Source organism: Gleimia hominis, assembly GCF_002871945.2.
Taxonomy (GTDB): domain Bacteria; phylum Actinomycetota; class Actinomycetes; order Actinomycetales; family Actinomycetaceae; genus Gleimia; species Gleimia hominis_A.
Window position 1 is genome coordinate 1,623,758 of sequence record NZ_CP126963.1, and the last position, 21,295, is coordinate 1,645,052.

General features: G+C 58.6%; 15 protein-coding genes. 10 read left to right on the top strand and 5 right to left on the bottom strand.

Going from position 1 to position 21,295, the window contains the following annotated elements; translation table 11 throughout:
• Positions 1–71: 71 nt before the first annotated feature.
• From CJ187_RS07175 to CJ187_RS07185, 3 genes are all read right to left on the bottom strand, one after another.
• Complete coding sequence (locus CJ187_RS07175) at positions 72–1,463, bottom strand: NAD-dependent succinate-semialdehyde dehydrogenase (RefSeq protein ID WP_102216894.1); 1,392 nt, start codon at positions 1,461–1,463, stop codon at positions 72–74.
• 177 nt (positions 1,464–1,640) lie between these two features.
• Entirely contained in the window at positions 1,641–3,866 is a 2,226-nt protein-coding gene (locus tag CJ187_RS07180; RefSeq protein ID WP_102216895.1) for a DUF6541 family protein, read from the bottom strand.
• Positions 3,863–4,594, bottom strand: a complete 732-nt coding sequence (locus tag CJ187_RS07185) for a DedA family protein (protein WP_233187383.1) — start codon at positions 4,592–4,594, stop codon at positions 3,863–3,865. Before CJ187_RS07185 ends, CJ187_RS07180 begins: the two co-directional genes overlap by 4 nt.
• A 167-nt stretch (positions 4,595–4,761) precedes the next feature.
• Here CJ187_RS07185 and CJ187_RS07190 point away from each other — a divergent pair, with 167 nt between their 5' ends.
• From CJ187_RS07190 to CJ187_RS07215, 6 genes are all read left to right on the top strand, one after another.
• On the top strand, positions 4,762–7,317 hold the full coding sequence (locus tag CJ187_RS07190; protein WP_102216896.1) for a lysylphosphatidylglycerol synthase transmembrane domain-containing protein: 2,556 nt from the start codon (positions 4,762–4,764) through the stop codon (positions 7,315–7,317).
• Between the two features lie 71 nt (positions 7,318–7,388).
• Positions 7,389–8,234 (top strand): DsbA family protein, encoded by an 846-nt coding sequence (locus CJ187_RS07195; protein WP_102216897.1) that lies wholly within the window; start codon positions 7,389–7,391, stop codon positions 8,232–8,234.
• Between the two features lie 7 nt (positions 8,235–8,241).
• A complete protein-coding gene (locus CJ187_RS07200) occupies positions 8,242–9,195 on the top strand; it encodes a cytochrome c biogenesis CcdA family protein (protein ID WP_102216898.1) in 954 nt (317 codons plus the stop codon).
• Between the two features lie 70 nt (positions 9,196–9,265).
• Positions 9,266–10,000, top strand: coding sequence for a hypothetical protein (locus CJ187_RS07205; protein WP_284667330.1), 735 nt, complete (start codon positions 9,266–9,268; stop codon positions 9,998–10,000).
• Positions 10,001–10,190: 190 nt separating this feature from the next.
• Positions 10,191–11,333, top strand: coding sequence for an amidase domain-containing protein (locus CJ187_RS07210; protein ID WP_102216900.1), 1,143 nt, complete (start codon positions 10,191–10,193; stop codon positions 11,331–11,333).
• Positions 11,317–11,697 carry a hypothetical protein gene (locus CJ187_RS07215; RefSeq protein WP_146003110.1) on the top strand — a complete coding sequence of 127 codons (381 nt, stop codon included), beginning with the start codon at positions 11,317–11,319 and terminating at the stop codon, positions 11,695–11,697. Before CJ187_RS07210 ends, CJ187_RS07215 begins: the two co-directional genes overlap by 17 nt.
• 179 nt (positions 11,698–11,876) lie before the next feature.
• Here CJ187_RS07215 and hemQ read toward each other — a convergent pair whose 3' ends face one another.
• Together hemQ and CJ187_RS07225 are read right to left on the bottom strand one after the other, a co-directional pair.
• Positions 11,877–13,778: a hydrogen peroxide-dependent heme synthase gene (gene hemQ, locus CJ187_RS07220; protein ID WP_102216902.1), complete on the bottom strand. Its 1,902-nt coding sequence runs from the start codon at positions 13,776–13,778 to the stop codon at positions 11,877–11,879.
• A complete protein-coding gene (locus CJ187_RS07225) occupies positions 13,775–15,124 on the bottom strand; it encodes a glutamyl-tRNA reductase (protein ID WP_102216903.1) in 1,350 nt (449 codons plus the stop codon). The genes hemQ and CJ187_RS07225 overlap by 4 nt, the downstream gene beginning before the upstream one ends.
• 207 nt (positions 15,125–15,331) lie before the next feature.
• On the opposite strand from CJ187_RS07225, the gene hemE reads away from it, so the two are divergent.
• The 4 genes from hemE to hemB all read left to right on the top strand — a co-directional run bounded on the left by hemE (position 15,332) and on the right by hemB (position 21,167).
• Positions 15,332–16,513, top strand: a complete 1,182-nt coding sequence (gene hemE / locus CJ187_RS07230) for a uroporphyrinogen decarboxylase (protein ID WP_102216904.1) — start codon at positions 15,332–15,334, stop codon at positions 16,511–16,513.
• Positions 16,510–18,075 carry a protoporphyrinogen/coproporphyrinogen oxidase gene (locus CJ187_RS07235; protein WP_102216905.1) on the top strand — a complete coding sequence of 522 codons (1,566 nt, stop codon included), beginning with the start codon at positions 16,510–16,512 and terminating at the stop codon, positions 18,073–18,075. The genes hemE and CJ187_RS07235 overlap by 4 nt, the downstream gene beginning before the upstream one ends.
• Complete coding sequence (gene hemC / locus CJ187_RS09430) at positions 18,068–20,101, top strand: hydroxymethylbilane synthase (RefSeq protein ID WP_158237753.1); 2,034 nt, start codon at positions 18,068–18,070, stop codon at positions 20,099–20,101. Before CJ187_RS07235 ends, hemC begins: the two co-directional genes overlap by 8 nt.
• Before the next feature lie 73 nt (positions 20,102–20,174).
• The gene (gene hemB / locus CJ187_RS07250) at positions 20,175–21,167 is read left to right on the top strand and encodes a porphobilinogen synthase (protein ID WP_102216906.1); all 993 of its coding nucleotides are present in this window, start codon (positions 20,175–20,177) and stop codon (positions 21,165–21,167) included.
• Positions 21,168–21,295 lie beyond the last annotated feature (128 nt).

A 21,295-nucleotide genomic window follows, 5' to 3' on the forward strand; every position in this document is an offset into this window, starting at 1 on the left:
ACTTTCCCCCGCGAACCACAAGAATCGCGGGGGAAAGTATACTAACTGAGCTTTTGCCCTATCAGCGTTGTTTAGAACTCGCTGTCGATCCCGGCGTTCACCACTAGTTTCGCATTCACAAACTCGTGGATACCCAGGTCAATCAGTTCGTGGCCGTAACCGGAGTTCTTCACTCCACCAAACGGAATGTCAGCACCCACACCCGTCGGGTGGTTAATGAAGATCATGCCGGTGTCCAGTTTCCGTGCCACCTCTTTACCATGCTCCTCATCAGATGTGAACACGGAACCACCCAAGCCGAACGGCGAATCGTTAGCCAACTCAATGGCCTCCGCCTCGTCCTTAACCCGGTACAACTGCGAAACCGGACCAAAGTACTCATGCGAATACGCGTACGTACCCGGTTTAATGCCCGTCAAAATCGTGGGCTGTACAAAGAACCCCTGCTCCGGAACCGGATCCCCCAGTTCCTCCGCAGTTGCTCCCTCTGCCTTCGCCTTCTCAATCTGCTCCAACAGTTTCGTCTTCGCCTCCGCAGAAGACAGCGGCGACAACTGAGTCTGCGGATCCATCGGATCACCCGCCCGCAGTTTCGCTACGCCCTCACGGTACTTCTCGACGAACTCGTCATAAACCTCATCAACAATAATCATCCGCTTAGACGCCGCACACACCTGGCCCGCGTTCCAATGCCGACCAAACACAGCCCACTCCACGGTCTTATCAATATCCGCATCAGCAAGCACAATAAATGCGTCAGCACCACCAAGTTCCAAAGTGGACTTCTTGAGGTACTTACCAGCCAGCGATGCAATCGCAGCACCAGCACCCTCAGACCCCGTTAACGCCACACCACGCACACGCGGATCCGAAATCACCAGCTCCGACTGCTCGTGAGCCAAGTACAGGTTAGTGAAACCACCTTCAACCAACCCGGCCTCACGGAACAAATCTTCAAACGCCTGCGAACTCTGCGGCACAATCGACGCGTGCTTCAAAACCACCACGTTACCGGCCATCAACTGTGGCGCCGCCACCCGCACAATCTGGTAAGCCGGGAAGTTCCACGGTTCAACAATAAAAATAATGCCCTGCGGTTCGTAAACCAACTGGCAATTCCCTTTTCCGTACTTCTCGGACTCCAGCGTGCGCGGCTCCAAATACTTCGCGCCGTTATTCACATAGTCCTCAAGCATGCCAATGCAGATATCTAACTCCGCCTCGGCCTCGGGCAAAACCTTACCCATCTCCAAAGTAATGATTTTCGCCAAATCCGTTTTCTTATCACGAATCAGGTCCGCGGCCTTTTGCAAAACCTTACCGCGATCTTCCAAACTCGTATCACGCCAACTCTTGAACGCCTCGTGCGCCTTATCCAAAGCCGCTTTAACCTCATTGTCGGTAGCGGTATCAAATTCTTTGACGACCTCGCCGGTGTAAGGGTTCGTGGTCTTGTAAGCCATTTCGGCTACCTCCCTAATACTTGAACATCAGCGCTCTCACGCCACTTCTCACCTGGGAAAATGCCGTCCACACTGAGGCGGTCCCAGGGATTTCCACGCTACCACTTAGGACCTTGGTCCGCATGAGGAGGCGGCCCCCACCCGGGGGCCGCCGCACACAGAAAATCCGCTTGCTAACTACAAGCCACACGCCGTTATTCGATACAACGTGCTTTCACCCGCTTTAGCTACAACCTCAAACCCTTTGGAAGTATCCACCCCGTAGAAACCCGGCCACTTGTGCGACCTGGGAGTACTGTAATAATTCCGATCGGGCGACTCAAAAAAGTAGCGCACATCCATCTTCCGCAATGCCGCGCACACCGCCTGGTCCGAGTGAATATTCTTAAACCCAGACACCAAATGCCGCACCTGTTTATCGGGTTCAGTAATAGACAGTTGAGGGAACAGCACCCGGTTACCGCCCAGCGCCTGGAAATACACCGTGCCCTGCGACGGATCTCCAATTACCGCTCCATCGAGCTTCGCGGACCGTGCCAACTGCAGTTCCTGCGCCGACGCCATCCCTGCCTTACCAAGATTCTGGGGGTCATAAACCGTGCGCAGCGCCGCCACACGCGTATCAAACGAAAGCACGCACACCAGAGCCACAGCCACCGGAACCGCAACCGACATCCCGCGCCGCCCCCGCGCGCGGGCAACGCACCAGCACCACGCACTGTGCACCCCAAGGGCAGCGAGCGGCACCACAACCACCATCATCGCGCCCGCAATCCGCCGCCCATCCGTGTACCAGGGGCCCGCGAGGAACCTCAAGCCAAAATCTGGGGCATTCGCCAAGAACAACAAGAATGCGAACAGCAGCCACGACCCCGCTAACCAACGCGGCCCCACTCCGGCAGAATCGCGCACAATTGGGCGGCGGCACAATGCGCGCAACCCCAGTGCGATCAACGCAACGAGGCCCGCAGAGTACAGCACGTACCCAACTGTGGTTGGAAACGGTGGGGCGGGCATGAACGGGCGGATCAGGGCGGCGCCCCACGAGTGGTCGCGGGCAAACGAACCAACAGATCGGGTCAGCGGGCTCATCGCCAACCCCGCGAGCGCCCCCACCAGCACTAAAATCACGGCAGCGAGCCCGCCGGCGACGCCCCGTGCCCCACGTTGCCAAGCCCACCGGATCCGAGTGATGAACCACGCGACCACCGGGACAACAACCACCGCGACCGCGTTAAAGAAACTAATCGGATGCAACCCAACCGCACCCACCGCAGCCACCAGCCACACCGCCAGCAGCGCCACCACGGACCGCAACGGGGCCGGGGTTTGCGCACCGTTTGCTACTTGCCCAGAAGGAAAATCACCTGGCAGCAAATCACGTGACGCCAAATCACTGGAAGGCAAATCACCGCGGGAGGCGCTGGCGCGCGTTTTGTTGTGGAGAGTTCCCTTTACGCTAGCCACCACCTCACTGGCGCGGTTTATCCGGGTCTCCACCCGTCCGGCCAGTATGCGTCCCAAGTGCACGGAAATGGTAATCAGTGCGGGCAGCATCACGATCGAAAACGCGTTCGGCCACTGCGCGTACATAGAGATGAAATCCGCGGGAAAAGACAGGGCGAACCCGGCGAGTACAATCCCGATCAGCTGGGCGCGGCGCGGCAACCGCAGCTGCTGCAGCAACGCTGCCATCCCCACTACCCAGCACACCACTAGCACAACGCTGGACGCATTCACGGCCTGTGCCACTCCAGTGCCTTGCCCCAGCGGGGTGAACAGCGCGGTGAACGCATGCCACCCGTCTGGATAATACGTGTTTGAGGGGCCGTGACCCATCATCGGGTCTAACGCGCCGACGGGGAACGCCTCATGAGTTTTCGAAACCGTGTAAACCGCATTCAAGTGGAACGACGGATCCCACTGCTGCAACGGGTTACGTGCATCCACCACCCAGTAAAAGGGAACTAATCCACCGGCCACACCAACCGCTACCGCCACCGCCTGCAGCCGGCCAAACGCCCACTTTCCATTTAAAGCCTGCGCCTGGCCGTTACGTGGGATTTGCGCCTGTCCGTCCCGTCGGGATTGCGTTTGATTTTTGCTTGAGGTTCGCGCCCACGCGGCGCCCAAAACAGCCAGCACACCGAGCGTGGGAAATACGAGTATGGGGCGCCAGAGTCCCTCATGGGAATTAAACCCCAAAGAATCTGCTAACGAACCTAAACTAACCGGTGAAAGCCGCGACAACAACGCGGTCAAAATCGTGATAAACCCAAACGAAACCAGTGGCGCCACCGCAAGTGCAAACAAGGGCCCCTGGTTCGCTGCGCGGCTGCGCGCCCACCCGTACTGCGCCACCAACACCACGAACATGAGCGCCGGCAGCCACCACAGAATCATGCGCGACCCCCCTCATCCGTATCCTGTTTCGAAGCATCCAGGTTGGAAGGGCTCGTTTTCGAACCGTCTTTTTTCTTTTCGCGCGCGCGGTGCAGCAGAAACTCAACGAGCATGGGAAGGAGGGACACGAATACGATTACCAGGATAATTACGGACAGGTTGTCGTGAATGAACTGCACGCCCCCAAGCGCGGCTCCCAGGACGGTCAGGCCAGAACCCCACAGCAGGGCGCCCACCAGGTTCCACAGCAAAAACCGCACGTGGTGGTACCGCGCCATCCCCGCTACAAGCGGAACAAATGTGCGTACAAACGGAACGAACCGGCCAATCACCAACGCGCGCCCACCATAGCGAGCAAAAAAATGCTCCGCCTGCACCAGGTACTCAGTTTTCAAGATCCGCGCGTCGTCTTTAAACAACCTGCGGCCAAACCGCGCTCCCAACCAGTACCCCACCTGGGAGCCCGCGAGCGCACACACCCCAATTACCGCCACCAAAGTCCACAGGTGCAGCCCCAGCCGCTCGTGCAGCAAACCGGCGGAAAACACTAGCGAATCCCCCGGCAGCACCGGGAACAAAACACCCGACTCGATAAACACAATCAGCGCCACGCCCGCCAGTACCCACGGGCCCAACGCGAGCAGCAGTGACTCTGGGTCTTTGAACCAGTTAATGAACGATTCCAACCACTGCGGCAAATACGCCAACGCGGCAGCCAGTGCAGTCACCTCGGGCCTCCAGTTCGTGTGCTAAACGATTCAAACATCTCTAAGCCTAAAGGGTGCGCGTGGTTTTACTACCGAAAGAATCGGTGTGCTTGCACACTTGCACACACCCAAGCCGCGTCGGCTCGTGGTGTTCTCACTACCGCGCGTGTTTGCGTAAGCTGGAAACCATGAGCTCCACGTCCCCTTCTGCGCTAACAGCGGTGTCTCGGCTTCCCCAACCCGTGTTAGTGTCCGACCGGATTAATGGGCGGGCCCGCCGCGCAGAAGACGCGTTCGACCTCACCCTATGTATCCTTGGGATCGGCTCCCTGCTGCTGTTAAGCACGTACGCGCATTCCACTACCGCCGCTGTTGCGCAAGACGTGCGGTCCGCACTCACCGATGTGCTCCACCAGATCCTGCTTCTGCCCATCACGTTCGTAGAATCCGCGTTCATCCTCATCGCTCCCGTCGCGATCGTGGGGTACCTGCTGTTGAAAAGCCGGTTTCCACTTATTCTTGAGGCGGTAGCGGCCTCCGTAGTCACGGTCGCCATCTGTACTCTTTTGCAAGTATTCGCCCAGCACCTGCCGGTTTGGCTGCTGGGGCGCCTACTGGTTTCTTCCCAGACAGGCACGCGCGTGGCGATCGACGCGATGGCAGCGACCATGGCAACTCTGCTGACTGTTTCGGGTGAATCTAACCGCAACCGGATGATCCGCTACTCCTGGTTCGCGCTTTTTACGTTCACATCTATTCACGTTCTGCGCTCTACCCTACCGTTGTCGGGCGCGTTGATTTCCGTGCTACTAGGCCGCCTCGTGGGAGTTGCCACGCGCTGGATAATGGGGGTTACAGAAAGCGATGAGCGCCTAACCGACCTGGTTGACGCCCTCCTCGGAATCGGGATTATTCCCACCCACATCGTGCGCACAGACGTGGACACAACCGAACGGCCCTTAGCTACTTTTGAAATCCATGAGGTCCCGCGCGAACGTTCCGTGTGGAATGCGCCGTTCCTACCGCTGGGCTGCAAACAGGTGGAATCGCAAGAACCTCGGGTGGTGAACGTGGAGGTACCTAGCTTGCGGCGCAGTGACGCGAACCTGCATTACGCATGCTGGGACGAAGCGGGAAACATGTACGAACTGCTGGTGCTAGACCCCGACGCGCGCGTGTACTCCCTGCTGAAAGACCTGTGGAACAACCTGCGGTTGCGCGGCCTTTCGCGCGCACTCACCACCTCCACCACCGCGATGATGGAACGCGAAGCCCTCGTCAAAATCGCAGCGCACAAAGCGGGGGTAGCCACACCCGCCGTGCTTGGTCTCGGCGCGTCCGGAGCGCTGGCAGTCACCGTGCAGCAACGCGTCCCCGGGCTGCGTCCCCTCACCGAAATTCCAAACGAAGAACTGGACGACACCGCAATAGTGGGCCTGTACGCGGAACTGAAAACCGCGCACGAACAAGGGATTACGCACCGGGTGATCGACCAGAACTCGCTTGCGTTCGACGAGTCGAATAAACCGTGGCTGCTGAACTGGGAAGACGGGAACGTCGCCGCCTCCTCCCTGAGCCAACGCATCGACATCGCGCAACTAGTGACCGCTGTGTCCCTCAAAATAGGTACGGAACGCGCCGTTACCCTAGCTCAACAAGTATTTGGCAAAAAAACCATCACGTTCGCCTCCCCCACGCTTCAACCCGCGATCTTGCCAACCATTACGCGCAAAGCCCTGCGGGAAAACCGGGAAATGCTCACCGAACTGCGCTCCCACATGACCGGTGAGGTGGCCGAAGAGGAAGTGCCAACCCTAAACCTGCAACGATTCTCTATGCGCACGGTTGCAATCACCATCATCGGAGTGATCGCGCTGTGGGTACTGCTCGGCTCCCTGAACTTCCAATCCGTCATCAAAGCCGTGTCGAACGCGAACCCGTGGTGGATAATCGTGGCGGTAATCGCCTCCCTAGTCACCTACCTGGGGGCAGCGATCCCACTCAAAGCGTTCTCTCCAGAAAAAATCTCTCTGCACGAAGCCACGCTCGTACAGGTCGCAGCCTCAATCGTCACAATGGTGGCACCCGCCGGGGTTGGGCCCGCCGCCCTGAACCTGCGGTTCTTAAACAAGCGCCGCGTAGACACCCCAGTTGGGATCGCCACCGTCGCGCTCGTGCAAGTGTCCCAACTGGTCATCACCATCACCGCCCTCCTGTTCATCGTGATCTTCACAGGGCGTTCCGCCACCTTCGACATCGAGACCTCCACGATTGTTTGGGTGGTGGTCGTCGTGTGCCTCATAACGATCGCAATCACCGCTGTGCCGCGTATCCGCACGTGGATTTGGAGCAAAATCGAACCCACGTGGAACCAAATGTGGAGCCGGCTCGTGTGGATCGTCAGCGAACCCCGCCGCCTGATCATGGGCATATTAGGGAACCTGCTGAACGTCGCCGCATTCGTCACCACGTTCGGGGCGTGCCTCGCCGCGTTCAACTACTCACTGGACGTAACCACGCTAACGGTCACGTACCTGGCTTCGAACTCACTGGGCTCCGTAGTGCCCTCCCCCGGTGGGGTTGGCCCAGTGGAAGCAACCCTCACCGCAGGCCTAACCGTCGTGGGGGTACCTGGTGGGATCGCGATCTCCACCGCGCTCCTGTACCGCCTCGTCACCTTCTACGGCCGCGCGCCCCTGGGGTGGATCGCCCTGCGTATCCTCCAAAAACGCGACCTCGTGTAGGTTCTCTAGCCGCACACGCCCACAGAAATCTCGCTTTCAGGGTACTTGGGCACATGTGAGATGCTTTTTCTATGGGAAAAACACAAGACACGCGACCTAACAAGCCGGGTACGCCGAGTAAAGGTAATCGGGCCCTGAAGATTCTGATCGCAGCCGCCGCCGTTGCCTTGGTGCTGGTGATCGCGTTCTATGCAACTAAGTCGTGGAATAGTGATTCGCAAGAGGGGGCGGCCCCAGCGGATGGGAACGCGACGCCGCAAGATTCCCAGTCGGATGCAGCCCAGGCACAACAGGGGGAGGACGCGATCGAAGATGAGTACGCGCAAACCCCGCCCGACACGAATATTCAGCAGGTACTACAGCAGCAAGCGCATCGCGAAAAAGGTGACCCGCGGGCCCTCGGGCCGGTGGATGCACCCGTGGTGATGGTGATGATGGAAGACTACTCGTGCCCAATGTGCACCAAGTTTTTTCACGAAACGTTCCCGTCTTTGAAAAAGCTAACGGATGAGGGAAAGCTGCGCCTAGAGTTTCGCAACAACGTGATTTTCCGCAATTACGGTTCTGACATAGCGGCGTACGGTGGGCAGGCTGCGGCGAACCAGGGGCATTTCTGGCAGTTCGTGCAGCACGCGTACTCCGTTGCAGGTAACGGCCACCCTGAGTACACGCGCGACACCGTGTTAGAAATCGCGCAGGCCAGTGGAATTAAAGATATGCAGAAGTTTGAGGCCGATTTAGACTCGGCGCAAACCAAACAGACCGTGGAGTTAGAAACCCAGAAGGCCCAGCAGGAACTGAACATTCTATCCACCCCGTTCAGTGCGATTAACAAAACTTACATTTCGGGGGCCTACCCCACGCAGTACTTCTTGAATACGATTAAGAAGCAGGCTGAAGAGGCTTCCGCGAAGTAGGGAAAGTATGGAAATCGGCTATTTAGCAGCGTTTCTTGGCGGCGTGTTAACCCTGGTGGCCCCCTGTTCCGCGCTCTTGTTACCCGCATTTTTTGCGTACGCGTTCACATCGCCGCGGGTTTTGGTTTCCCGCACGTTCGCACTGCTGCTTGGGATCCTGGCGGTCACGGTTCCGATGGGTGCGTTTGCCGCCACGCTCGGTGGGTTCATCCGTGCACACACGGCGACAATCGCCACCGTCCTGGGGGTGTTGGTTCTGCTGTTCGGAGTGGCGCACGCTTTCGCCGTGTCCCTCCCGACTCCCGCGGCGGCGTCGCGGTTGATGGCTCGGGGCACAAAGCGTGATGGCGAAAAAGCCCCGTCCATTCTCGCTGTGTTCGCATTGGGCGCGGGTTATTCTTTAGCTGCCATCGGGTGTTCCGGCCCGATTCTAGGGGCGGTGCTGGCCGGCGCTGCGTGGGGTGGTTCCACTCTCACCGGGGTTGGGCTCATGGTTTGTTTCAGCCTGGGGATGGCTCTGCCGATCGGGGTGCTTGCCTGGCTGTGGGAAGCATTCGATATCGCCCAGAAAGGTTGGTTGCGGCCCCGCCCCGTGCAGGTTCTGGGGCGGTCAACGACTTGGTTGAACCTGATTTCCGGGATCATTTTTGCCCTCCTCGGCCTGGTTCTCATTTTCACAGGTGGGCAAATTAACCTGCCTAGTTTATTGGACTCCTCCACGCAGGTAGCATGGGAAACCCGCATTCTCGCAGTCAGTAAAGCGGTTCCCACCTGGGTTTTCCCCGCTTTACTCGCCTTGTTTGCCATCTATTTAATCGTGAGGCTTTGGGGCAAACATTCCGCCCGCAAACAAACCCAAGCTGTCCGAGAAGAAACTACGCATTCAGGTGGGCCCGGTGAAGTTACCGCGGCCTCCACCACTCAATCCAGACTGGAAGATAGTTCTGATGCGGCTGAGTAAGAAACGGGGACTAACGCGGTTTTGCACGGAGTTTTTTGCTATTTTCACCGTTTTGTTAGCCCTTGGACTAGTGGGACATTTTGCCGCTGTGCACCTGCTTTCAAAAGACATTCCAGCGCTGGCGAAACTGCACTATTGGCAGCCGGCACTATTTGAAATCTCGCTTCCCGTGTTCGTATCCGCCCTGGTGGCGCGCGCGTGGCTGCGCAGGTCCCGGCTTTCTTACGTCGCGTGGACGGAACCGGAGTATGTTCCCCCAGAAAAAGGAGGGCGCGCCCCCACGTACGCTCCCCCGTTGGACACCGATGATGACGTGCGATTCGGCTCCGCCCTATCCGCAGAACCCGAACCGTTCTACGACCTGCATATTCAACCACGGATTTCGCGCCTATGGTGGCTGATGGGTGTGCTGACCGTGCTGGGGATAATCATCATCATCGCTTACGCCCTGAACGAATCGGATATTTCCACCAGCGAGTTCACCGTCGGGTTCCTAACTGCAGCGGTCTGGGCGGTTTCGCAAGAGTATGTGCTTCGCGGCTTTGTTGTGGCCCGGGCACGTACGTTTATCCGCCGTGACCACTGGGTGGCGCTGGTTGTCATGCTCGCTTCTACCCTGTGGATACTTCCGCTTGCTCTAACTGCCCGCACGCACACCTACATGATTGTCATCGCCCTTTCCGGGCCAATAACCGGCGTGCTCCTGTTTTCACTGCGCCGCATGTTCAACACCCTGTGGGCACCCATCACCGCCCAGTTCCTGTTTATCCTCACCTTCTTCGTGCTCCTCAGCCCCTACAAATAAGCGGGTGCCAGAAAACTATTCACCCGCCGCCTCATCGCTAGTCCTTTCGTCGCAATTCCAGTAGAATTTTGGTAAGAAGGTGACGATCTGGTGGAAAACTCTTGTCAGGTCGATAACGATCTTGTACTCTTCTAGAGAACACTTTCGTTTCTATAGTATCCGACAATGATGTCATGTTAGGAGTATCAATATGGGGACCACTAAGCATATGCATTTTAGATCATTGTTTTTTGCGCTTACTACTATGCTAGTGACTAGTTCACTAACAACCGCGTTCGCAGATTCGGGTGAGAAACCCCCACTCAATCCCCAGGCGCTAGCACAAGTCGCAACAAAAGAATTTCAGGCGGATGCCTCCATCTTGGTTCATGGATACGGGCTTGACGACTCCCCTCATAAGATTGACAGAAGAAGTGCTGAGCGCAATAGTGTTGGGAATGAACGCTTTGAACAGGCAGTTGAGCGGTATCGCAAAGAGCTTGCAGGCATGGGAGAAACCTATTGCGATTCGCGCACTAACACTGTTATTAATTCAACCACTCATCAACGCAATGGAACTGTTAAAGCTATTGTAACTGAAACGACGTATCTGACAATCTGTTCTAATAGCACGGAGACAGGTTATGAGACCCATCACGCGCTCACCTTCTCTCCGCTACCGGGAGGTAAATGGGAGGTTATTAAGGATCAGTACTTGGAACCAACTGGATTGCTACCACTTGAGGAAGCTCAATCGCTCGTTGAGGGTAATGCAGAGAGTTTCGATGACGCAAAGACGCGGCTGAGCTTAGAAGGTGCCACTCCCGCATCTACTGAGCGTCTGGATGAGGCCAACAAGCAGGTGAAAGAGACGTTTCGTGCGAAAGGATATAACTATGCAGCCATGGCCAGTTACCTTGAAAGGTATTGGAACAAATATAATCCTGCGTATCGATCGTTCAAGGGCAATGGCGGAGATTGCACAAACTTTGTCAGTCAAGCTTTAAGAGCAGGTGGTTGGAAAGATAAACCCGGTTGGTTTCGAAATGCCAACTACTGGTGGTACTCAAGATTTAATCAGAGTAGGTCGTGGACCAGCGTAGAATATTGGGCAACTTTTGCACGCAGTAGTGGACGTACATCTATGCTGTCAAACGTATGGCAACTACGAAAAGGTGATGTACTCCAGGTTAAGCCTAAAAATTCGAATCAAAAGATTCACACGATGATGGTTTCGTATTACAGCAACGGCGTACCTTACTTCACATACCACAGCGCTAATCGCTACCGCCGTAGCTTGAACCAGGTTCTTCTGGATTGGAAAGGAGGGGTGTTCTATGCATACAGAACATAATCGAAGTTCAATCTACTGGAAGATAATACTGGTAGCTGCAGTAGTTTTGGCTCTATTAGCTACGGCATGGTTTTTAAGGTCCTCAAACCGCTCTGAAGCAGGAGTGCAGAACCTGGCAAACAAAACAGTTTCTACTATTAATAAGAAGAACTACGAACAACTCGAGCGGATTCTCAATAATCCTGTTGCGACACGGACGCTCAGAAACGACGTCGAAAATAAACACGTTCATCTTGGGCAGGTAGAAGAAATAGATCCACATTCTGGTTTCTTTACTGTGCTTGTACCTGATAGTACGCACAAAGAAGTGTTCATCTACGTGACTAAGAATGAGTCTGGATCCTGGTGGGCTAGCATTCCCTAGCGACACCAAGGACCTCATACTTACGGATGTGCCACGCATTCATTCAACAGCAATGAAGTAGAACTAACCCAGTAGTTTAGGTGTGATTTTTACCAGTATGTGTCTTCGACCAGCAAATTAGAAAGCGGCGGCGCTAGCGTCTACTAGCACCACCGCCTCGGGGTTTAACTAACTGGTGGTTACCGTGCGATCCAGTCTTTTAGTTCCATGCGGCGCCCAGTGTAGAACGGGGTGTCAATCCGCGTGTACAAGCGGGCTTCAACTTCACGCTGTTTACGAAGCACGCCCATAACTCGATCTAGTGAGTCCGCTTCCAGGGTGATCATCCACTCGTAGTCACCCAACGCGAAACTGGCGAGCGTGGAGATCTTCACGTCCAAGAAGTCCCTCCCGTTCATTCCATGCTCACGCAAGATCGCGCGGCGCTTGTTCGGGTTCAGGTAGTACCAGTCCAGGGACCGCACAAACGGGTATACCGCACACCACTCGCGCGGAGCGGAACCGTCGATCGCAGCTGGCAGGTGCGCGGCATCGAACTCAGCGGGAATGTGGGCCGCAAAATTGTTCCACACCGGTTCCAACGACTGCCCCAACTGCGAGTCCAGCAGCGCCCGGTATGCTTTTTGGATCTTCTCCGCCTCGTCCGCGTAGAACCACACCATCAGGTCCGCGTCCGCACGGAAACCTTCCACATTGTAGAACCCACGCACCGTCACGTCGTGGGCGGCGATCGCGTCCTCTACTTCTTTCGCCAGTTCCGTTGCGTTTTCCGCGTCGTATTCACGCATGTCCGCCAGCGCGGTGAACAAGAAATAGTGGTCTTTCGCGTTAACTTCGTCGGCACTTACCTTGTGGTCACGCGGATCCGCCGGCCCCGCCTGGTGCCCAGTGGGATGTGCTTCGTGAGGATGCCCGCCGGGGTGCCCACCGGGATGGGAGCCAGCATGTCCATGTGGATGTCCAGTTGTCATCGTTTCCTCTTTCGTTATTTCTTGTGATATTGCATGAGGGATCGCAGCGCCCGGGCGTTCCACGCAACATGCGTCCACATCTGCGTCGTGCCACGAATGGCCAGTGAGGCGCGGGTCCATCCCGGAGCGGGCGTGGGCGGCGCGGACCTCCAGCACTTGCGCTAACGTTTCAACAAACAGGGGTTGGGTACCTGCGGTGGCGGCGCGGGTGAATGCTAACCCGTGTTCTTGCGCGGTTTGCGCAGCTTCCGTGTCGAGGTCGTGCACCACCTCCATGTGGTCTTGCACGAACCCAATCGGGGCCACGCAGACCCCGTCCACACCACTGTTGGCGCACGTGGTGATCGCGTCGTTAACATCCGGCTCTAGCCACGGCACGAACGCGGGGCCGGAACGGGAGCAGTACACGAGTTCCCACTTCGGTTCAAACTCCAGGTGCGTCAGTAAAGCGTTAATGTGCTCCACGTGTTGCTCAACATAGTTGTGCCCAGGTAGCCCCGAGGCCGCGTTCATCCCGTTTGGGATCGAGTGGGTTACCAGCAGCAGCCGCGGGTTCTGCACCCCTTGATCTAGCAGTTCCTTCCAGGCGGCAGCCACAGATTGCGCGTTCGTTTCCACCAATCCTGGCTGGTCATAGTACAGCGGGGCGCGTTCAACCTGGAGGTCCCTGGCCCCCACCACCCCTTCTTCAATGAGGTCTTGGCGGGCCTGCCACACGTCCTCCCGGTACTGCCGGCACCCGGAATAACTGGCGAACGCAGCGGTGGGCAGCATGAGGATGCGGCGGTGTCCCGCGTGGATCATCCGCCGGAGAGTCTCCTTAAAAAATGGATGCCAGTTACGGTTCGCTAAATACACGCGCCGGGTGGATCCTCGGGAAGAAAGCGTATTCTGAAGTGCTTCCACAAGCTCGTTATTCCGCGCAATAATGGGGCTAACCCCGTTGTAAGCACGGTAGTGAACCGCAACTTCTTCTAACCGCTCATCAGGTACCCCACGGCCTTTCGTGGCGTTGCGCATAAATGGGAGCACTGCGGCTGGCCCGTCGGGCCCACCGTAGGAACACAGCAGTACCGCATCGTAGGGCGAAAGGGGGTCGGTGTTAGTCAAGCGCTCTCCTTAACGGCGTCTAGAATCTGGTTCGAAGCGGATTCAGTCTCGGTTGGTGTTTCAGTGCTGCCCACTGGTTTGCGCACTTGCGCTCGTGAAGCCTCTGGTGTCTCGGAACTCACGCCCGTGAGCATGCGCACCGCTTGCATAAACTGCCCCGCCTGCCCGTGCGCGCTGGCAGTGTGGGCCGCGGTGGTGTGCTGATGCAGGATTTTGCGTGCCATCCGATTGAGCGCTTTCTCCACGTCGTCGGGCCGCAGTGGCCGTTCCGGGAGGCGCCGCATCTGCTCATCCACTAGGGTGCGCATGTAATTATCGAGTGCGTGAATAGTTGGCCCCAGTTGGCGCGCATTTTCTTTCCACAGGTACCCGCGTACCTCCTCAGAAACAATTTGGCGGGCCCGTTCGGTGCGCTCTGGAGCTAAATCTGGCACCAAGCTACGCACGGTTTCTAAGTCAATCAGGGTGATGCCATCGAACTGCGCTATTTGCGGGTCCACATCCCGCACAACCGCGAGGTCGAGGACCACGAACCGGTGGTGCCCATCGCGCACGTGGGTGGCTACGTGCTCAGTGGTGACGGTGGGGCTCCCCAAGCCGCGGCAAGAAACAATCAGGTCGGTGCGCGCCAGAGCGCCTTGCAACTGTTCGTCACTGGTCACGGCGGTGAGGCCCCGGCCGTGCGCGAAAGACTTGGCTCGGCCGGTGCGTGAATGCACGTAGATTTTGCGGCACCCGCGGTCAATCAGGTTCGTTACGGTCGCGCCGGCGTACGAACCCGTACCGAACATGGTTACCGTCACGTCCGACCATGCGGGCAAGAGGCTCGCCGCGTGGTCTAAAGCCACGGATGCAACCGAGCGGCCCATGCCTGATAACCCAGTTTCGCGCTCCACAATGCGTGCGGTCTGTAGCGCCCAGTTGATTGCGGACGTGGTGGCACCAGATGTGGTGTGGTTACGTTCTGCCCGCCGCAGGGCGTGACGCAGCTGGCCGGTGATCTCCCGCTCCCCCACCACCATGGATTCCAATCCACACGCCAGGGTGCACAGGTGGTCAATAACCGCTTCCCCTTCGTACGTGCGGGCGCGTTCGCCAGCAAGTGGAGTCCCCACCAGCGGGGCGGCCAATAGGTCCGCAATCGCAGTCTCCGCATCGCGGCTGGGGGCTGCGTCGGGGTCGCATTCAACGAGGATTTCAATGCGGTTACAGGTGGCGAGCACAACGGCGCCCCGCACCCCCGGGATCTGCCGCAGGGTTACTTCCAGATCATCCTGGGCCAGGGGGCTGAGTCTTTCGATCACGTCCAGGGCGTGGTCGCGGTGGTTGAAACTGAAAACTTTCATAGTCACAATGCCTTCATCAAACCACGATTCAACGCATTTTTCTCAACACTCAAACCCGTTTTATGTGACATGCCGTCACCTCATGTTTATATGACAGAGTGTCATTGCTGGTGTGGGGTTTTGAGGCTCGCGCAAGGTTGCGCAAAGACCTTTGTTTTGATGCATAATCCGTAGGAGATAGGAGTTTTGTATTCAGAAAGGCGTTTCGTGGCATCGAATATTCTCACCGCTCTGTCGGGCCGGCGCCCCAGCCGCATTCCCGTTTGGTTCATGCGTCAAGCGGGTCGATCTTTACCGGAGTACCGAGCGTTGCGAGAAGGAATTAGTATGCTCGAGTCTTGCTTAATTCCGGAGGTCGCGGCACAGATAACCCTGCAGCCCGTGCGGCGTCACGACGTGGATGCCGCGATTTTCTTTTCTGACATCATGGTGCCGCTGCGCCTCGCGGGGGTGGGGGTAGAAATCCAACCTGGGGTTGGCCCCGTACTGGACCATCCGGTGCGCACGGAAGCGGATGTGAATAATCTGCCTGCCCCGCAGTTAGAGGATCCGCAAGCGATTGCGCAGGCCGTGCAGATTGTGCGCCAAGAATTGGATGATGACAAAGCGTTCCTAGGGTTCGCGGGTGCACCTTTCACGCTCGCGGCCTACATGGTAGAAGGCAGGCCTTCGAAAGATCATTTAGCGGCCCGCGCCCTAATGGTGCAGGCTCCGAGTTTATGGGACCGGTTGATGCGTTGGTGCGCGCGAGTTTCGAACGCGTTTTTGAACGTGCAGATTGAAGCTGGCGTAGATGCAGTGCAGCTTTTTGACTCCTGGGCCGGGTCTTTATCCCGCGCCGCGTACAAAAAATACGTGTGGCCGTATTCGCACCTCACGCTAGAAAATATTGAGGTTCCAAAAATCCACTTTGGAACGAATACGGACCGGGTGTTGGACCTGATGGGCCGCGGTGTGCAGGCAGTGGGTGTGGATCACCGTGTTCCACTTGACGAGGCAGCGAAGAAAGTCCCTGGGGTCGTGCTGCAGGGCAACGTGGATCCGGCCATGCTGTTCGCGGGCACGCAGAATTTGAATGCGCATGCACTGGACGTACTGGCGCGCGGGTTGGCGGCGCCAGCACACATTTTAAACCTGGGGCACGGCGTGCCACCGAACGCGGATCCGGGGGTACTGACGCAACTGGTGGGGTACGCCCACAGTTTGAAGCCGCAAGAAATTGAACAGGCGGCAGCGGAATTGGAACTGGCCTTGGCGGAAATGGAACCGAAACGGGCCGCAGCAGCGCGGCCCAAGACCGCCTCAACCGCAAAAGAACCGGCCCCCGCTTCAGCGCCACAGCGGGCTGCGAATCGGATCCACGGATCACACTTCGAGGAGGAAGAATGAGTATGCAAGCAGATATCGTAATCGTCGGTGGTGGTCTGGCGGGGATGACGGCCGCGTTTGAAGCCACGAAGCAGGGGTTACGCCCGATGGTGGTTGAGACTCGGGGCCGGCCCGGAGGGTTGATTGCGTCCGCAAAACTAGCGGGCGTCCCGTTCGATATTGGGGCGGAATCGTGGGCGACGCGTTCCCCCGCTGTAGGCGAGCTGGTGGATGAGCTCGGCTTAGAAACGTGCTCTCCCACGGGGCGGTCTTGGATTTACAACCAGGCTTTAGGCAAGACCTATCCTATTCCTGAGGGGTCCTTGGGTTTACCGGCTGATATTGATGCGCCAGAAGTGCTCACCGCGATTGGGGAAAGCGGGGTGGCGCGGGCAAAACAGGACCTCACGATGGACCCAAAGGTGGGGGCGGACTGCGAGGACATGGAATCGCTGGTGACCACGCGGCTGGGCGAAGCAGTGGCACGCCACCTGGTGGAACCGGTTGCGGGTGGGATCCACACGAACACTTTAGACCGCCTGGCGGTGGACACGACCGTGCCTGGCCTACGGATCGGACTTAAAGAAACCGGGTCGCTACTGGCCGCAACCGCGCGGATTGCCCGGGCGAACCCGGGGCCGAAGGTAGCGCAAACCTACGGGGGGATGTTCCGGCTGATTGAAGCCCTTCAGGCGGAAGTGGTGGCCCGCGGCGGCAACGTGCTCACCCGACACGCGGTAACCGCGCTGCATGCGAATGCCTCCCAAGGTTCCGCAAGCATGGGGCAAACCTCGGCTAGCGCAGGCCAAGACCGTTCGAGCGGGGACGGAAACCAGGCGACCTGCGAGGCAGATGCGCTTTGGACCGTGGACGTACAGGCAACTGAGCGGGGTGCGGACCCGGCGGCGGACCCGGTGCCCACTGGTGAAGTGCAGCAGATCCACACGGACCGGCTGGTTGTGGCCCTCCCCGGTCCGCAAGCCATGCAGCTTTTGTCGCAAGCACTTAAGATCACTGCGTGGGAGCTGCCGTTGGGCGCACCGATTGCCCACCAGGTCCTCATGCTACAAGCCCCGGAACTAGACGCCGGACCACGCGGCTCAGGCCTGCTAATCACCCCGGCACACGGCACACAGCAAACCAAGGATCCGACCGCGCCACCGGCAACGAGCGCCAAGAACACTCGGATTATTGGGGCGAAAGCGGTATCGCACCTGTCGTACAAGTGGGGATGGATGCGCGAAGTGCTCCCCGCTGGCCGACACTTGCTGCGGGTTTCGTACGGGCGGGCGGATGAGCCGTACCCACAGCCGACGGTGGAGGACGCGCTCGCGGATGTGAACCAAGCGATGGGCGCGAGTATTTCACCCGATGCAGTGGTGGGGTCGATGCTGGTGCGTTGGGATGGGCAGTTGGCGCCACAAACCCCGACGCACCGCGCTCACGTGGCGCGCTTGCAGCAGGAGTTGGAGGACTACCAGGGGCTGGCTGTGTGCGGCGCGTGGGTGGCTGGATCAGGGTTCGCGGCCGTGGTCCCGGCTTCGCGCGCGGCAGTGCAGGGGCTGGTGAATCCGCGTGGTTGAGATCCGGCTGGGCACCCGCAAGTCTGAGCTTGCCCGCACGCAAAGTGGTTTGATCGCAGCCGCGCTTGAACAGTTGGGGGCGCGCGTCACCCTCACTCCTATTCATACGCAGGGGGATGTGACGGCGCAGTCGCTGTCGAAACTCGGTGGCGTGGGGGTTTTCGCGGCGGCATTGCGATTGGCGCTGCTGTCTGGTGAGTGCGACATTGCGGTGCATTCGTTCAAAGATTTGCCGACCGCCCCCGTGCCCGGGTTGGTGATTGCGGCCGTGCCACCGCGAGCGGACCGCGCGGACGTGCTGGTAACTGCCCGTGGTTTAGCCCTTGCGGATTTGCCGGCGGGGGCGCGCGTGGGGACGGGGAGTCCGCGCCGTGCAGCGGCGTTGTTAGCGGCCCGCCCCGACCTGCAGATTGTGGATATTCGGGGCAATGTGGGCACGCGGTTGTCGCGGGTTCGCGGGGTGGGTCAGCCGGGTGATTTAGATGCGGTGGTGCTTGCCCGCGCTGGTTTGGTGCGGTTGGATTCGAAGTGGGCGTCCAGCCCGGTTTTGGAATCCATCCCCGCCCCAGCGCAGGGGGCGTTAGCGGTTGAGGCACGAGCGGACTCACCGCTTCTGGACCTGCTCGGAAAACTGGATGATCCCCGCGCCCGAATGGAGGCCGTGGCGGAACGCGCTGTGTTGGAGGGACTGCAGGCGGGTTGTGCGGCTCCGGTTGGTGCGCGCGCCCACGCTTCTTCGACCACCTTAACTCTGGAGGCCCAAGTGCTTTCCACCGATGGTTCGCAACGGGTATCCCGCGTGCTTTCCACGTCTTTGCCGGATGCGGGTTTGCCCGATACTGATTTGTCCGATGCTGATCTACCGCATACTGGTGAGCCAGATAATGACGAGCCGGCCCACCAACTGGGGTTAAACATGGCCTCGCAGTTGTTAGCTGCGGGGGCAGGGGAAGTAACTGACCTGTCTGCCACTAAAACCCGCGCCAGTCACAGTGCCCCAACCAGACTCACTCCCAGTGCCCCCGCCCGCGCCAGTCACAGTGCCCCCGCCAGAACCAACAGGGCACAGGATTGTGCCGCCACTGGAACGCCAACCGCTCGCGTTTATGAACCTCCGACATCCCGTTCCGCGGAACCGTCGGACTTTGACGAACCCGAGCAACAGCGTTGGGGTGGACGGACGGCTCCGGATGTGGATCGTTCGGACGCTCCTCTTACGGGCCGGAGCGTGTTTATTCCCCGGTCTGGGGCGGATAACCTCAGTGCGTCCTTGCGCGCAGCGGGGGCTCATGTGCACGCTCATCCGCTCACTCGCACTGAATTAGACACCAATCCGTTGCCGTATTTGATGGCGGGGATTTTTGATTGGGTGGTGTTCACGTCTAAACGGACAGTTAAGGCATTCGCTGCTTTCGCGTCCGCTGATTCGCCCGCTGCCGCGCAGTATGCGGACCAGCCGGATTATGCGCCGCTGCGGGAGGTGTGGCGGCAGGCCCGCGCGTCTTCGCTGCACGGGTTCCGCGTGGCTGCACTTGGGCAAAGTACCGCAAGCGAGCTGCGTGAAGTGGGGATTGAAATAGATTTTGAGGTCGTAGAAAAGGTCACTGCCGAGGAGTTCTGTCACCAGTTCACGTCCGCACCCCCTGGTTTCACGCGGCATCCGCATCTGTGGGTTCCCGCGTCCGCTAAGGCCCGGCACGTAATTAAAGACGAGCTCACCCGCAAAGGGTGGGGGGTGGATCAGACCCCGGTGTACGACACGGTTGCGGTTACTTCCGTGCCTACGGAAGTAAGCACGGGGTGGACCATGGGCATGTTCGACGCGGTAGTGTTCACCGCCGCGTCAAATGCGCAGGCGGCTGCGAACTTGTTGGGCCCACTGCCTGACTCTTCCCGGGTGGTCACGTTTGGCCCGCCCAGTGCCCGCGCCGCACAAGCCGCTGGGTTCAGTGTGGACGCGGTTGCGCAGACGCAAACAGCAGCTGGTTTAGTCGCTGCAGTGGAGCAAGCTTTTCAAAAACACTAGCGGTGCAGGGACGTTCACGAGGCCACCACCGGTTCGGAAGGTGGCTGCAGATTGATAGTTGGGAAGGAACATTATGATTGAGAAACCGTTTTTTAGGCCTCGCCGCCTGCGGACAACTGCGGCGATGCGCGCGTTGGTGCGAGAAACCCGGGTTCATCCGCGGCAGCTTATTTTGCCCGCTTTTATTCGTGATGGGATTAAAGATCCCAATCCGATTGCGTCCATGCCCGGGCAGTTTCAGCACACGGAAGCTTCCTTGAGGAAGTTGGCGCGCCGTTGCGTTGACGCGGGTATCGGTGGGATTGACCTGTTTGGCGTGCCGCTGGATAACGATAAGGATGCGCGCGGGTCGGTGGCGTGGGCCGATGATGGCGTGTTGAACCGCGGGTTAGCTGCGGTGCGTGACGAGGTGGGCGATGACCTCGTGGTGGTTGCGGACACGTGTTTGGATGAGTTCACGTCCCATGGCCACTGTGGGGTGCTCACTGATGATGGTCGGGTGGATAACGACGCGACCTTAGAACTATATGCTCAGATGGCGGTGGCGCAGGCGCGTGCGGGTGCGCACGTGGTGTCACCTTCGGGCATGATGGATGGGCAGATCCGGGTTATCCGCAACGCACTTGATGACGCGGGTTTTGAAGAGGTTTCGATCTTGGCTTATTCCGCGAAGTATGCGTCTGCGTATTTTGGTCCGTTCCGCGACGCCGTGGGCTCGGGTTTGCAAGGTGACCGCAAGACCTACCAGCAGGATCCTGCTAATAGGCGTGAGGGAATGCGCGAAACCTTGCTGGATCTGGCTGAAGGCGCAGACATGGTGATGGTGAAACCGGCGGCGTCTTACCTGGATGTGGTTGCGGACGTGGCTGCGAAGTCGCAGGTGCCTGTCGCGGCATACCAGGTGTCGGGTGAGTACGCGATGGTGGAGGCCGCTGCCAGTAACGGTTGGTTAGATCGCGACCGGGTGATTGCGGAGTCGATCACTGGGATCGTCCGGGCCGGCGCGGACATCGTGTTGACTTACTGGGCGTTAGACCCCGCGCTGCACGCGTTCATGCAGAGCTAACCTCGCCCGGGTAGTTCACCCCCACTGACGCGCCCAGGTTCGTTAGCGTGCGGGGTCCGGAAGCGAACTCGCCGGCATCACGCCCCCAGGGTTCGTTGGCGCATCCGTTTTTGTTAGCGCGCCACGAA

Coding starts and splice junctions, on each gene's coding strand:
- CJ187_RS07175 (WP_102216894.1), bottom strand. CDS start 1,463: ATGGCTTACAAGACCACGAACCCTTACACCGGCGAGGTCGTCAAAGAA.
- CJ187_RS07180 (WP_102216895.1), bottom strand. CDS start 3,866: ATGATTCTGTGGTGGCTGCCGGCGCTCATGTTCGTGGTGTTGGTGGCG.
- CJ187_RS07190 (WP_102216896.1), top strand. CDS start 4,762: ATGAGCTCCACGTCCCCTTCTGCGCTAACAGCGGTGTCTCGGCTTCCC.
- CJ187_RS07195 (WP_102216897.1), top strand. CDS start 7,389: ATGGGAAAAACACAAGACACGCGACCTAACAAGCCGGGTACGCCGAGT.
- CJ187_RS07200 (WP_102216898.1), top strand. CDS start 8,242: ATGGAAATCGGCTATTTAGCAGCGTTTCTTGGCGGCGTGTTAACCCTG.
- CJ187_RS07210 (WP_102216900.1), top strand. CDS start 10,191: ATGGGGACCACTAAGCATATGCATTTTAGATCATTGTTTTTTGCGCTT.
- CJ187_RS07215 (WP_146003110.1), top strand. CDS start 11,317: ATGCATACAGAACATAATCGAAGTTCAATCTACTGGAAGATAATACTG.
- CJ187_RS07225 (WP_102216903.1), bottom strand. CDS start 15,124: ATGAAAGTTTTCAGTTTCAACCACCGCGACCACGCCCTGGACGTGATC.
- CJ187_RS07235 (WP_102216905.1), top strand. CDS start 16,510: ATGAGTATGCAAGCAGATATCGTAATCGTCGGTGGTGGTCTGGCGGGG.
- hemB (WP_102216906.1), top strand. CDS start 20,175: ATGATTGAGAAACCGTTTTTTAGGCCTCGCCGCCTGCGGACAACTGCG.